Genomic DNA, 12,835 nt, shown 5'->3' with positions numbered 1-12,835 from the left:
GATAAACTCCGGCGCGCTGCCAAAGTCGAAGGGAAGCCCTAACCCCGGCCCCCCTCCATCCACCGCAACAGCGGCTTCATCGGCGTGATCCACACGATCCCGGCGACCACATAGAACGTCAGTTGCAACACCCAGTGCCACTGGCCCACCACGCCCGACAGGCTGGCGACCAGCACCGCCCACAGCACGATGATCGCGACGATCAGCAGCATTCCGGCGGGTTTGCGCCAACTGGGGGTCATGGGACGATCCATTCCGATTCGGTGGCGATGGCGTGGAGCGGTACGTCCCACGGGTCTGGGGTCAGCACCTCGACCTCCTGCAAGCTCCAGGCGATGCCGACACGCCAGGTATCGGGGTGCGCGGCGAAGGCGCGGTCATAATGCCCCGCGCCCTGTCCCAGCCGGTTGCCGCGCCGGTCGAAGCCCAGCAGCGGCGTCAGGATGATGTCGGGGGCGCATTCGGGGCCATGGGGATCGGGCTGGTGAAGGCCGAACGCGCCGATGTGCAGATCCTGCCCTTGCGCCCATGTCAGGAACCTGATCGGGCTTGCGCGGTCGACGACATGGGGCAGGGCAATGGTCGCACCGGCGTGCAATGCCGCCTCGACCCACAGCGCCGGGTCGGCCTCCGCCCCGATCGGGCGATAGGCGGCGACGATCTGTCCAGGCAGCAATCGGTCGAGAAAGGGGCGCGCCACCGGCAGCAGGCCGGGGCCGTGCGCGTCACGCGCCGCCCGCATCCGGGCACGAAGGGCGCGCTTGTCCGTCATGGACGAGGAAGGCAGGTGGCGGGACCGCCATGGCCGTTTGCCGTAATATCCACCGACGCCCGATACGTCAGGTGGGGACCATGTACGTCGGACCAGGGTCCGGGCAGGGACAGCCCCCTTGGATGAAGAATAGCCTCAGGGATTATCGTGGCTCGTACCGGGCAGAGCCCGCCACTGACCCATGTAGGGGAGAGGCGCGGCTTACTCAAGGGGCCCGCGTCCTTCGGAATCCAGCGCATCGGCCAATCCCTCCAGCCGCTCGGCGATCCGGGTGAGCGCGGCCTCGCTGACCGCGGCTCCGGCGGGCGGGCGCCGCTCCGCCTCTTCCAGCGCGTCGGCCAGCATCAGCGCGACGAACAGCAGCGCGCGTTCGCCATTATGCCCGCCCGAGGCGCGCATCGCCGCCGGCCAACGCTGGTCGAGCATCTGGCCGAGCATTCGGACCCGCGCCTCGCCGCCTTCCTGGCAATAGACGGTATGGGGGCGGTCGCCGATCGTGATCGTGACTTCGGCCATCAGACGGCGCTCCCCCGGCTGATCACTTCGTCCAGCGCGGATACGGCGTCGGCCATGCGGGCCTTGAGGGCGGCATGGCGTCTCGCGAGCGCGTCTTCCTTGGCTGCGCGGGTGCGGATCGTCTGTTCGATGCGGGCGATCGCGCGGTCGATGCGCTCGACGGAGGAGAGGACATCGTCGGCAATAGGTTCGGGCATGGGATCGGCTTAGCAGGATGACCTCTCGCGGCAACCCGCAATTGGACGATGCGAGGCCGAGGGGCGGTTGACAGCGAACCCGTCGGCTCCGAAAGGCGTGGCGCGAGAGGAATCACTATGATGGTGACTTCCATCCTACCGGGGCGGTGCCGTTCAGGCATCGCGGCAAAGACACACAGGAGCTTGCTGGCATGACGGTCAAGGTTGCAATCAATGGTTTCGGCCGCATCGGTCGACTGGTCGCGCGCGCCATCCTGGAGCGCGGCGGCGATGCCCTGGAACTGGTCGCGATCAACGATCTGGCCGACGCCAAGTCCAACGCCTGGCTGTTCAGCCGCGACAGCGTCCATGGCCGCTATCCGGGTGAGGTTTCGGCCGAGGGCAACGACATCGTCATCGACGGCAAGCGCATCCGCGTCACCGCCGAGCGCGATCCCGCCAACCTGCCGCACAGGGAACTGGGCGTCGACCTGGTCCTGGAGTGCACCGGCTTCTTCACCGACAAGGCGTCGTGCGAGAAGCATCTCGCGGCGGGCGCCAAGAAGGTGCTGATCTCGGCGCCGGGCAAGAATGTCGACCTGACCGTCGTCTACGGCGTCAACCACGACAAGCTGACCGCCGAGCACACCATCGTCTCGAACGCCTCGTGCACCACCAACTGTCTGGCGCCGGTCGCCAAGGTGCTGAACGACGCGATCGGGATCGAGCGCGGCCTGATGACCACGGTCCACGCGTACACCAACGACCAGAAGATCCTCGACCAGATCCACCCCGACCTGCGCCGCGCCCGCGCCGCCGCCATGTCGATGATCCCGACCACCACCGGCGCTGCCCGTGCGGTGGGTGAGGTTCTGCCCGAGTTGAAGGGCAAGCTGGACGGCTCGGCCATCCGCGTGCCGGTGCCGGACGTCAGCCTGGTCGACCTGACCTTCACGCCCGCGCGCGACACGACCAAGGAAGAGGTCAACGCCATCCTGAAGGCGGCCGCCGAGGAAGGCCCGCTGAAGGGTGTGCTGGTCTATACCGACGAGCCTCTGGTCTCGATCGACCTGATGCACTCGCCCCAGTCCTCGACCGTCGACAGCCTGGAGACGGCGGTGATCGACGGCAAGCTGGTGCGCGTCGTGTCCTGGTACGACAATGAATGGGGCTTCTCGAACCGCATGGTCGACACCGCGACCGCGATGGCGAAGTTCCTGTAATGAACGAGGGGCGGGGGATGACCGGGCGTCTGGCCGGCATCGCCCGCCACGCCGTGCCGAAGGGGCCGATGGAGGTGATCGACACCGCCATCGTCACCCTGGACGGCGGGGTGGAAGGCGATGCGCGCGGGCGGCTGAAACATGGTGGCCGTGGGCGTCGGCAGGTGACGCTGATCGAGCGTGCCGACTGGGACGCCGCACTGGCCGAGATCGGCCGCGACATCCCCTGGCAGGAGCGCCGCGCGAACCTGCTGGTCGAGGATTTCGACCTTCCCCAAATAGCGGGCACTCGGTTACGCATCGGGCCCGTGCTTCTGGAAATCACCATCGAATGCGATCCGTGCCACCGCATGGACGCGATCGCCGACGGCTTGCAGGCGGCTCTTAAGCCCGACTGGCGCGGCGGCGCATGTGCCCGCGTGATCGAGGGCGGCACGATCCGCATCGGCGATAACATCAGGATCGAGGAATCATGACCAAGGCTTTCAAGACGCTCGACGATATGGGTGACGTGTCCGGCAAGCGCGTGCTGGTCCGCGAGGATCTGAACGTGCCGATGGCCGATGGCCGCGTCACCGACGACACCCGCCTGCGCGCGACGATCGCGACCGTGACCGAACTGGCCGACAAGGGCGCGATCGTCCTGATCCTGGCCCATTTCGGCCGCCCCAAGGGGCAGCGTAACCCCGAATTCTCGCTGGCGATGCTGACCCAGCCCTATAGCGACGTGCTGGGCCGCCCGGTTCGCTTCATCGACGATGTGGCGGGCGAGGCGGCGGAAGCCGCGGTCGCGACTCTGAACCCCGGCGATATCGCGATCCTGGAAAACACCCGCTTCCATGCGGGCGAGGAAAAGAATGATCCCGAACTGGCGGCGGCGATCGCCAAGCTGGGCGACTTCTACGTCAACGACGCGTTCTCGGCGGCGCACCGTGCGCATGTCTCGACCGAAGGGCTGGCGCGCCAGCTTCCGGCGTTCGCGGGCCGAGCGATGGAGGCCGAACTCGACGCGCTGGAAAAGGCGCTCGGCAACCCTCAGCATCCGGTCGCGGCGGTCGTCGGCGGGGCCAAGGTCTCGACCAAGCTCGCCGTGCTCAAGCATCTGGTCGGCAAGGTCGATCACCTGATCATCGGGGGGGGCATGGCCAACACCTTCCTCGCCGCGCGCGGGGTCGATGTGGGCAAGTCGCTGTGCGAACATGACCTGACCGGCACCGCCGAGGAGATCATGGATGCCGCCGACAAGGCGGGCTGCACCGTGCACCTGCCCTATGACGTGGTCGTCGCCAAGGAGTTCAAGCCCAACCCCGCGACCCGCACCGTCAATGTGCACGAGGTCGCCGCCGACGAGATGATCCTCGACCTCGGCCCCAATGCGGTCGAGGCGCTGGGCGATGTGCTGAAGAATTGCCGGACGCTCGTCTGGAACGGTCCGCTCGGCGCGTTCGAGACGCCGCCCTTCGACATGGCGACCGTGGCGCTCGCCAAGACGGCGGCGGCACTGACTCAGGATGGCAGCCTCGTCTCGGTCGCTGGCGGCGGCGATACGGTCGCCGCGCTCAACCAGGCGGGTGTGGGGGCACAGTTCAGCTTCGTCTCGACCGCCGGTGGCGCGTTCCTGGAATGGATGGAAGGGCAGGACCTGCCCGGCGTCGCCGCGCTGACGGCCTGATGCTTCACTGACCGTCCCTCTTAGCAGGGACGATCCGACAGAACCCCGTCGCCTTCCGGGCGGCGGGGTTTTTTCGTGGGCGCTCGACAATGCTTGAATCCACTTGTCGGACTTGCTAGGTTTAACGCGTTAAACGAAGGAATGGGCAATGCTTGGCGTCCGCCTCGACACCGAATTGGAAGAGCGGCTGGCGGCCGTGGCGCGCACCCAGGGGCGCAGCAAGAGCGACATCGCGCGTGAAGCGGTGCGCCGCTATGTCGACCTGCACGACGAAGCCTATCGCCGCGAGGCGCGTCGCCAGTCGACCCGCGCCTCCAAGCGCGACACGGCGGAGGATTTCGCCTTCTGGAACGCGCTCGCCACGGATTCGGCGGCGCAGGAGCCGGACGCGTGAAGATTTCCCACGCCGCCATCGTACTTGCGACCACGGGCGAGGGCAGGGATCACCGTCCCTTCCTGGTCGTCCAGTCGGACCTGTACAACGAGACCCACAACACCATCACCGTGTGCCCGATGACCTCGGTGGTCGGCGGCGAGGCGCTGTTCCGTGTCGCCTTCTCGCCCCGCGAGCATACCGGCCTGACCGTCGAGTGCGAGGTACAGGTCGACAAGATTTTGTCTATTCCGCGCAATCATATCGTCAAGGTGCTGGGCCATGCTTCGCCCACCCGGATGGAGCAGGTCGAGCAGGCCATGCGCCGCTGGCTGATGCTCTGACGCCCCGTTTTTCCGACCCAACGACCCGATCTGGAGAGAATTCATGACCCCGACCGTGAAAGCCATTCTCGACAAATATGAAGGCACGCCCGCCGCGGTGAAGGCCAATCTCGCCCGTATTCTGATGCAGGGCAAGCTGGGCGGCACCGGCAAGCTGATCATCCTGCCGGTCGACCAAGGTTTCGAGCACGGCCCGGCGCGCAGCTTCGCGGTCAACCCGTCCGCCTATGACCCGCATTACCATTTCCAGCTGGCGATCGATGCCGGGCTCTCCGCCTATGCCGCGCCGCTGGGCATGCTGGAGGCGGGGGCCGACACCTTTGCCGGGCAGATTCCGACGATCCTGAAAATCAACAGCTCGAACAGCTGGGGCACCTCGATCACCCAGGCCGTCACCGGCAGCGTGCAGGATGCGGTGCGGCTGGGCTGCGCGGCGATCGGCTTCACCATCTATCCGGGCTCCGACGGGATTTTCGATGCGATGGATCAGATCGCGATCCTGTCCGCCGAAGCGCGCGAGGCGGGCCTCGCCACGGTCATCTGGAGCTATCCGCGCGGCGGCAAGCTGACCAAGGACGGCGAACTGGCGCTCGACGTCGGGGCCTATGCCGCGCACATGGCGGCGCTGCTCGGCGCGCATATCATCAAGGTGAAACTGCCGACCGACCATATCGAACAGCCCGAGGCCAAGAAGGTCTATGAGGGCACCGACTGGTCGAACCAGGCCGACCGCGTGCGCCATGTCGTCCAGTCGAGCTTTGCGGGCCGCCGCATCGTCGTCTTCTCGGGCGGTGCCGCCAAGGGGGCCGATGCCGTCTATCAGGACGCGCGCGACATTCGCGACGGTGGCGGCAACGGCTCGATCATCGGCCGCAACACCTTCCAGCGTCCGCGCGACGAAGCGCTGGCGATGCTCGACAAGCTGATCGCGATCTACAAGAACGAAGAATAAGTTCTTGCAGGGCTGGGCGTTTCGGTTGGGGAACCGGGACGCCCATTCCTTCCGCCGCCGTCACAGGTGACGGGGCGTGCGTCAGGCGCTAGGGAAGGCGGCATGACGCTTGATGACGATCCCCTGGGCCCCCTCGATCCCGATTTCGCGCGCGCCTTTGTCCGCGACATGCGGCGGCCCCCTTGCCAGCTCTACCTCATCTCGCCGCTCGACGTGACCGGCGGTTTCGCCGACCGTCTGGCGCGCGCGCTCGATGCCGGGCCGGTCGCGGCCTTTCAGTATCGCGTGAAGGACATGGATCAGCACGCCGCCGCCAAGCTGGCCGAGCCGCTTCAGCGCATCTGCGCCGACCGCGAGGTGGCGTTCATCGTCAACGACAGTATCAGCCTGGCCAAGCGGCTGGGTGCGGACGGGGTCCATCTGGGCCAGGAGGACGGCGACGCCCGCGAGGCGCGCGACGTGCTGGGACCGGCGGTGCAGATCGGCGTGACCTGTCACGACAGCCGCCATCTGGCGATGGAGGCCGGCGAGGCCGGGGCGGACTATGTCGCCTTCGGTGCCTTTTATCCGACGACGACCAAGGAAACCAAGCATCGCGCCGAACCCGTGGTGCTGTCCTGGTGGTCGACCCTGTTCGAACTCCCCTGCGTCGCGATCGGCGGGATCACGCCCGAGAATGCGGGAACGCTGGTCAAGGCGGGCGCGGACTTCCTGGCGGTGTCGGGCGCGGTGTGGAACGGCGACGAGGCGGCGGCGGTCAAGGCCTTTGCCGAGGTGTTGAAGTAAGGCGCTTCGGTCGGGGCATGGCATTGGTCCATGTTCGATCGCGATCGGCCGGATCGACATTCGCAGATGCCCTTCTTTTCCCTCTCCCCTCATAGAGGGGAGAGGGTTGCGCAGACTTGGTCTTTGCGAAAGCAAAGGCTTAGTCGGAGCTGGGTGAGGGGTGGGCGCTCGAAGAGCGCGCAAGCCTTTGGCTCGCTCAACCCCTCACCCAAGCTGCGCTAGCCAGCAGGCTGGCAAGCTTCGCTAACCCTCTCCCCTATCCAGGGGAGAGGGAAGAAGAGGTAGCTTGAATGTCGATTGGCCGCAGGCCCTGCGGGGCCCCGCCTGTATAATCGCCCATCCGTTGCGCATCGGAAACAAGCGTCCTTCGCCTGCGTTCAACAGACAGTTTACGAACGGCGCGGAGGAGCGGCGCATGAAGAGACTGGCGATCGCCCTGGGGACGGGGGTGGCCATGGCATTGGTGGCGGTGGCGACGCATCCCACGCCCGCACCCGCCTATCCGATCGAGCCGGGCACCGGGGCGGCGTCGCCGAGCGGCGTCGGCTCTCCTCCCGCAAGCGCGATCGCGCCACCGGGCACGCGCAAAGTGCCGCAGGAATGAGGCGAAGCGCGGGCAGGGGCCCGTTGTCGCGTTTCGGCTGGGTGATGCTGGGCCTGATCGTGGTCGGGGTCGGCGGCTTTCTGTCGATGCTGTCCTTCGGATCGGGCGATGTCGTGGTGCCCGAAGCACAGGCGCCGGCCTCCGGCGGCGTGACGGGCGGCGCGGCGGCGCTGATCATGCCGATCGCCGACTATTCGGTGACTTCGCTCCGCCACGATTGGGGCGACCCGCGCGAAGGCGGCGAGCGCCAGCATCGAGGGATCGACCTGATGGCCCCCGGCGGCACCCCGGTCGTGGCGGCACTGCCCGGCACGGTCGAGAAGCTGTTCGACAGCGCGCGGGGCGGCCACACGCTCTATATCCGCTCGCTGGACCGGCGCTGGAGCCTCTATTACGCGCATCTGAAAAGCTATGCGCCGGGCCTCGCCGAAGGACAGCGGGTCGCGCAGGGGCAGGTGGTCGGCTATGTTGGGGATACCGGCAATGCGGGCGCGGGCAACACCCATCTCCATTTCGGGATCAGCTGGATGCGCGCGGGCGACGCCTGGTATCAGGGCGAGCCGGTCGATCCCTATCCGCTGCTTGCCGGAAAGACCGCTTCGAGTTAAAGCGACGTCCACGGACCGCCGGGCCGCGTTCACGCCCCGGCATCCTTCGCTCTTTCCAGCAGGTTGAAGACCCATGAAGATCAGCGGCGTGGACATTCGTCCCGGCAACATCATCGAGTATGAAGGCGGCATCTGGCGCGCCGTGAAGATTCAGCACACCCAGCCCGGCAAGGGCGGTGCGTATATGCAGGTCGAGATGAAGAACCTCATCGACGGCCGCAAGACCAACGTCCGCTTCCGCTCCGCCGAGACGGTCGAGCGCGTTCGCTTGGATACCAAGGACTTCCAGTTCCTGTTCGCCGAGGGTGACGACCTGACCTTCATGGACAAGGAAACCTATGAGCAGATCACGCTGCCGCGCGACCTGCTGGGTGATGCCGCCGCCTTCCTTCAGGACGGCATGGACGTGGTGATGGAACTGCACGAGGAGCGCCCGATCTCGGTCCAGCTTCCCGATCAGATCGAGGCGACCATCGTCGAGGCCGACGCGGTGGTGAAGGGGCAGACCGCTTCTTCGTCGTACAAGCCCGCCATCCTCGACAATGGCGTCCGCGTGATGGTGCCGCCGCACATCGCCAGCGGCGTGCGCATCGTCGTCGACGTGTACGAACAGACCTACGTCCGCCGCGCGGACTAATCGGTATCGGCGGATGACCGGCGCGATATAAGCGCGACCCCGTCATCCGCCGTCCCGGCCCGTCGTTCGCGGCGGGCCTTTTCACTTCCGGCGCCGTGGAGATGCAGCGGCGCGATCGAAAGGACGATCATGGCCTCGCACTCCGGGCTTCTCACCATCATGGAACGCGCGGCGCGCAAGGCCGCCCCGCGTCTCCGCCGCGACTTTAACGAGGTCCAGCACCTCCAGGTCAGCCGCAAGGGTCCCGCTGACTTCGTGTCGATGGCGGACAAGCGCGCCGAGGAAACCGTCTTCGAGGAATTGAAGAAGGCGCGTCCCGACTGGAACTTCCTGATGGAGGAGGGCGGCGAGGTCAAAGGCGATCCGTCCAAGCCGCGCTTCATCATCGATCCGCTCGACGGCACCTCGAACTTCCTCCACGGCATCCCGCACTTCGCCATCTCGATCGCGGTCGAGGAGCAGCTCGCGAACGGCAAGCGCGAGGTCACGACCGGCCTGATCTATCAGCCGCTGACCGATGAGAGCTTCTGGGCCGAGAAGGGCCGGGGCGCCTGGTTGCAGGACGGCCGCCTGCGCGTGTCGTCGCGCCGCGATCTGTCGGAAGCACTGATCTCCACCGGCATCCCGTTCCTGGGTCATGGCGATTTCGTCCAGTGGAGCCGCATTTTCGGTGCGATCGCGCCGCAGGTCGCCGGCATCCGCCGCTTCGGCTCGGCCGCGCTCGACCTCGCCTGGGTCGCCGCCGGTCGCTATGACGGTTTCTGGGAGTCCGGGCTGAAGCCCTGGGACGCGGCGGCGGGCATGCTGCTGGTGCGAGAAGCCGGCGGTTTCGTCAGCGATTTCCGGGGCGGCGACAAGTCGCTCGAGCGCGGCGAGTATCTGGCCGCCAACGAAGGGCTGCATTCCAAGCTGCACAAGCTGCTGGCGAACGCCCTGCGATAAGCGATTTTCGGGAATTTGGGCGCAAGAGGGCCTGCCTCTTGCGCTTAACACACGAAAATACCATGTAATTTCCTGTCGGTGGGGATGAGTGGCACGGTTCAGTTGCGATTCATTCTCATGCCTCCGCTGGCTTGCTCCGGCCGACCCATCGGCCTAAAGCCATCCGCATCCAGTTCCGCATCTGCGAGAGAAAACTTGGTCGATCTGTCGCAATATCTGCCGATCCTCCTGTTCCTGGGCGTTGCCCTGGCACTGTCGACGGCCTTTGTGTTTCTGCCCATGCTCGTGGCGCGCCTGACGGGCGCACATCAGCCCAACGAGCAGAAGCTGTCCGAATATGAATGCGGCTTCCCCGCGTTCGAAGACCCGCGCAGCCAGTTCGACGTGCGTTTCTACCTCGTCGCGATCCTGTTCATCATCTTCGATCTGGAAGCGGCGTTTCTGTACCCCTGGGCGGTGAGTGTCTTCAGCCTCGGCTGGACCGCCTGGTTTTCGATGATGATCTTCATTGGCGAGCTCGCGCTCGGGCTCGTCTATGCGTGGAAGAAGGGAGCATTGGATTGGGAGTAAATCTTCACTCCGGTCCGGTCGAGTTCAAGCCGCAGGCCCATGGCGGAGTCGTCCATGACGGCCAGGCCGTCATTCAGCCCGACCAGGGCTTTTTCGACGGGTTGAACGGCGAACTGACCGACAAGGGCTTCCTCGTCACCTCGACCGAGGAACTGTTCCAATGGGCGCGCACCGGCTCGCTCTGGTGGATGACCTTCGGCCTGGCGTGCTGCGCGGTGGAGATGATCCACGTCAACATGCCGCGTTACGACATGGAACGCTTCGGCGCCGCACCGCGCGCGTCGCCGCGCCAGTCGGACGTGATGATCGTCGCAGGCACGCTGTGCAACAAGATGGCCCCGGCGCTGCGTCGTGTGTACGACCAGATGTCGAACCCGAAATACGTCATCTCAATGGGTAGCTGCGCCAATGGCGGCGGCTATTATCATTACAGCTATTCGGTGGTGCGCGGCTGTGACCGGATCGTGCCCGTGGACATCTATGTCCCCGGCTGTCCGCCGACTGCCGAGGCGCTGCTCTATGGCGTGATGCAGTTGCAGCGGAAGATCCGTCGCGCCGGGAGCATCGAACGGTGAGGGCGCCTGCTCCCCGTTTCGCCTCGAACGACGGCGTGATCGATGCGGCTGGCGCCGCGCTCGGCCCCTGGCTGATCGATGCGCGTGAGCATGTCGGTGAGGTCGCGCTGGTCGTCGACCGTGCGAACCTCGTGCCCGCCATGATCGCGCTGCGCGATACCAAGGGGCTGGAGTACCAGCAGCTCATGGAAATCGCGGGCGTCGACTATCCCGAGCGCGACGAGCGTTTCGAGGTGGTCTATTGCCTCCTTTCGCTGACCCGCAACCATCGCCTGCATGTCCATGTCTCGACCGACGAGGACAAGCCGGTGCCGTCGGTGACGGGCCTGTGGCCGGTCGCGGGTTGGCTAGAGCGCGAGGTCTATGACCTGTACGGCGTGCTGTTCTCGGGAAATAGCGACCTGCGTCGCATCCTGACCGATTACGGCTTCCGCGGCCATCCGCTGCGCAAGGACTTCCCGCTGACCGGCTATACCGAGCTGCGGTACTCGGAAGAGGAAAAGCGCGTCGTCTATGAGCCGGTGAAGCTGGCGCAGGACTTCCGCAATTTCGACTTCCAGAGCCCGTGGGAAGGCGCCGAATATGTGCTGCCGGGCGATGAGAAGGGCGCGCAGCCCGAGGGCAAGGGCGCACAGACTCCGGCGAGCGCCGATGCGGTGAAGAGGGCGGGCGCTGCCCCCGACAAGACCGCCGCGGCCAACGCGCCCGAGAGCAAGACCACCGAGAGCCCCAAGCAGACAGGCGCGGGCCAGCCGCATCCGGGCAACAAGGCCGAGGACAAGCCCAAGGACCCGGACGTGGTGCCTAGCAAGGGCGGAGGACAGAATCAGTGAGCGACTATGTCGACGAACTGCTCAACAAGACGGATGCGGCCGACCCGACCACGGGTGACGTGTCGATCCAGAACTATACGATCAACTTCGGCCCGCAGCATCCGGCGGCGCACGGGGTGCTTCGCCTCGTCATGGAGCTGGACGGCGAGATCGTCGAGCGGGTCGATCCGCATGTCGGCCTGCTGCACCGCGGCACCGAGAAGCTGATCGAATACAAGACCTATTCGCAGGCGCTGCCCTATTTCGATCGCCTCGATTACTGCTCGCCGATGTGCATGGAGCATAGCTATGTGCTGGCGGTCGAGAAGCTGCTCGATCTGGAAGTGCCGATCCGCGCGCAATATCTGCGGACGTTCTTCGCCGAGCTGACGCGCATCTCGAACCACATGCTCAACCTGGGCAGCCACGTCATGGACGTCGGCGCGATGACGCCGAACCTGTGGATGTTCGAGATTCGCGAAGACTGCATGAACTTCTATGAGCGGGCCTCGGGCGCGCGCATGCACGCGAATTACTTCCGCGTCGGCGGCGTCCATCAGGACGTGCCGCTCAAGCTACTGACCGATATCGCCGATTGGCTCGACACCCGTCTGCCGCAGCTTTTCGAGGATGCGATCGGCCTGGTCGCCAACAACCGCATCTTCAAGCAGCGCAACGTCGATATCGCGGTGGTGAACCGCGAGGACGCGATCAAGTGGGGCTTCTCCGGCCCGATGATCCGCGGCTCGGGCATTCCCTGGGATCTGCGCAAGTCGCAGCCTTACGACGCCTATGACAAGGTGGACTTCGACGTGCCGGTGGGCACCAGCGGCGACTGCTATGACCGGTTCATGGTGCGCGTCGAGGAAGTGCGCCAGTCGGCCCGGATCATGAAGCAGTGCCTGGCGCAGATGCCCGAAGGTCCGGTGCTGGCGACCGACCGCAAGGTCACGCCGCCCAAGCGCGCCGAGATGAAGCGCTCGATGGAAGCGCTGATCCACCACTTCAAGCTCTATACCGAGGGCTATCACGTCCCCGCCGGCGAAGTGTATGTCGCGACCGAAAGCCCCAAGGGCGAGTTCGGCGTGTATCTCGTCTCCGACGGATCGAACAAACCCTATCGCTGCAAGATCCGCCCGACCGCGTTCAGCCACCTCCAGGCCATGGAATTCATGTCCAAGGGGCATATGCTGGCCGACACGACCGCGATCCTGGGCGCGATGGATATCGTGTTCGGGGAGTGCGATCGTTGAGCGCGATCGATACTCCTGCG

19 protein-coding genes are annotated in these 12,835 nt (G+C 65.8%); 15 read left to right on the top strand and 4 right to left on the bottom strand.

Features of this window, described 5'->3' with window-relative positions:
- Window positions 1-38 precede the first annotated feature (38 nt).
- The 4 genes from OXQ33_RS05375 to OXQ33_RS05360 form a co-directional block, all read right to left on the bottom strand.
- Window positions 39-242, bottom strand: coding sequence for a DUF2842 domain-containing protein (locus OXQ33_RS05375; RefSeq protein ID WP_267433661.1), 204 nt, complete (start codon window positions 240-242; stop codon window positions 39-41).
- Window positions 239-772 (bottom strand): 5-formyltetrahydrofolate cyclo-ligase, encoded by a 534-nt coding sequence (locus tag OXQ33_RS05370; RefSeq protein ID WP_267433660.1) that lies wholly within the window; start codon window positions 770-772, stop codon window positions 239-241. The genes OXQ33_RS05375 and OXQ33_RS05370 overlap by 4 nt, the downstream gene beginning before the upstream one ends.
- Window positions 773-973: 201 nt before the next feature.
- Window positions 974-1,288, bottom strand: a complete 315-nt coding sequence (locus OXQ33_RS05365; RefSeq protein WP_267433659.1) for a cell division protein ZapA — start codon at window positions 1,286-1,288, stop codon at window positions 974-976.
- Complete coding sequence (locus OXQ33_RS05360; protein ID WP_267433658.1) at window positions 1,288-1,485, bottom strand: hypothetical protein; 198 nt, start codon at window positions 1,483-1,485, stop codon at window positions 1,288-1,290. Before OXQ33_RS05360 ends, OXQ33_RS05365 begins: the two co-directional genes overlap by 1 nt.
- A gap of 191 nt (window positions 1,486-1,676) precedes the next feature.
- On the opposite strand from OXQ33_RS05360, the gene gap reads away from it, so the two are divergent.
- The 15 genes from gap (at window position 1,677) to OXQ33_RS05285 (ending at window position 12,815) form a co-directional block, all read left to right on the top strand.
- Window positions 1,677-2,687: a type I glyceraldehyde-3-phosphate dehydrogenase gene (gene gap / locus OXQ33_RS05355; RefSeq protein ID WP_267433657.1), complete on the top strand. Its 1,011-nt coding sequence runs from the start codon at window positions 1,677-1,679 to the stop codon at window positions 2,685-2,687.
- Window positions 2,688-2,704: 17 nt separating this feature from the next.
- Window positions 2,705-3,163 carry an MOSC domain-containing protein gene (locus tag OXQ33_RS05350; protein WP_267433656.1) on the top strand — a complete coding sequence of 153 codons (459 nt, stop codon included), beginning with the start codon at window positions 2,705-2,707 and terminating at the stop codon, window positions 3,161-3,163.
- The gene (locus tag OXQ33_RS05345) at window positions 3,160-4,359 is read left to right on the top strand and encodes a phosphoglycerate kinase (protein ID WP_267433655.1); all 1,200 of its coding nucleotides are present in this window, start codon (window positions 3,160-3,162) and stop codon (window positions 4,357-4,359) included. The genes OXQ33_RS05350 and OXQ33_RS05345 overlap by 4 nt, the downstream gene beginning before the upstream one ends.
- Window positions 4,360-4,507: 148 nt before the next feature.
- Window positions 4,508-4,753 carry a ribbon-helix-helix protein, CopG family gene (locus tag OXQ33_RS05340; RefSeq protein WP_267433654.1) on the top strand — a complete coding sequence of 82 codons (246 nt, stop codon included), beginning with the start codon at window positions 4,508-4,510 and terminating at the stop codon, window positions 4,751-4,753.
- Entirely contained in the window at window positions 4,750-5,076 is a 327-nt protein-coding gene (locus OXQ33_RS05335) for a type II toxin-antitoxin system PemK/MazF family toxin (protein ID WP_267433653.1), read from the top strand. The genes OXQ33_RS05340 and OXQ33_RS05335 overlap by 4 nt, the downstream gene beginning before the upstream one ends.
- A 43-nt stretch (window positions 5,077-5,119) precedes the next feature.
- Window positions 5,120-6,028, top strand: a complete 909-nt coding sequence (locus OXQ33_RS05330; protein WP_267433652.1) for a class I fructose-bisphosphate aldolase — start codon at window positions 5,120-5,122, stop codon at window positions 6,026-6,028.
- Window positions 6,029-6,130: 102 nt separating this feature from the next.
- Window positions 6,131-6,814: a thiamine phosphate synthase gene (gene thiE / locus OXQ33_RS05325; RefSeq protein WP_267433651.1), complete on the top strand. Its 684-nt coding sequence runs from the start codon at window positions 6,131-6,133 to the stop codon at window positions 6,812-6,814.
- A 415-nt stretch (window positions 6,815-7,229) separates the two neighbouring features.
- On the top strand, window positions 7,230-7,418 hold the full coding sequence (locus OXQ33_RS05320) for a hypothetical protein (RefSeq protein WP_267433650.1): 189 nt from the start codon (window positions 7,230-7,232) through the stop codon (window positions 7,416-7,418).
- A gap of 23 nt (window positions 7,419-7,441) precedes the next feature.
- Window positions 7,442-8,026, top strand: a complete 585-nt coding sequence (locus OXQ33_RS05315) for a M23 family metallopeptidase (RefSeq protein WP_267433649.1) — start codon at window positions 7,442-7,444, stop codon at window positions 8,024-8,026.
- A 73-nt stretch (window positions 8,027-8,099) separates the two neighbouring features.
- On the top strand, window positions 8,100-8,663 hold the full coding sequence (gene efp, locus OXQ33_RS05310) for an elongation factor P (protein ID WP_267433648.1): 564 nt from the start codon (window positions 8,100-8,102) through the stop codon (window positions 8,661-8,663).
- Between the two features lie 129 nt (window positions 8,664-8,792).
- Entirely contained in the window at window positions 8,793-9,605 is an 813-nt protein-coding gene (locus OXQ33_RS05305) for an inositol monophosphatase family protein (RefSeq protein WP_267433647.1), read from the top strand.
- 195 nt (window positions 9,606-9,800) lie between these two features.
- On the top strand, window positions 9,801-10,175 hold the full coding sequence (gene ndhC, locus OXQ33_RS05300) for an NADH-quinone oxidoreductase subunit A (protein ID WP_230481820.1): 375 nt from the start codon (window positions 9,801-9,803) through the stop codon (window positions 10,173-10,175).
- Between the two features lie 71 nt (window positions 10,176-10,246).
- A complete protein-coding gene (locus OXQ33_RS05295; RefSeq protein WP_042469354.1) occupies window positions 10,247-10,750 on the top strand; it encodes an NADH-quinone oxidoreductase subunit B in 504 nt (167 codons plus the stop codon).
- Window positions 10,747-11,583, top strand: coding sequence for an NADH-quinone oxidoreductase subunit C (locus OXQ33_RS05290; RefSeq protein ID WP_267433646.1), 837 nt, complete (start codon window positions 10,747-10,749; stop codon window positions 11,581-11,583). Before OXQ33_RS05295 ends, OXQ33_RS05290 begins: the two co-directional genes overlap by 4 nt.
- Window positions 11,580-12,815: an NADH-quinone oxidoreductase subunit D gene (locus OXQ33_RS05285; protein WP_267433645.1), complete on the top strand. Its 1,236-nt coding sequence runs from the start codon at window positions 11,580-11,582 to the stop codon at window positions 12,813-12,815. The genes OXQ33_RS05290 and OXQ33_RS05285 overlap by 4 nt, the downstream gene beginning before the upstream one ends.
- Window positions 12,816-12,835 lie beyond the last annotated feature (20 nt).

The sequence above is a fragment of the Sphingomonas sp. GM_Shp_1 genome (assembly GCF_026540895.1).
Lineage (GTDB): Bacteria > Pseudomonadota > Alphaproteobacteria > Sphingomonadales > Sphingomonadaceae > Sphingomonas.
Note: the sequence above shows the minus strand (reverse complement) of the source record. Positions and strands in the feature narration are given on the sequence as shown.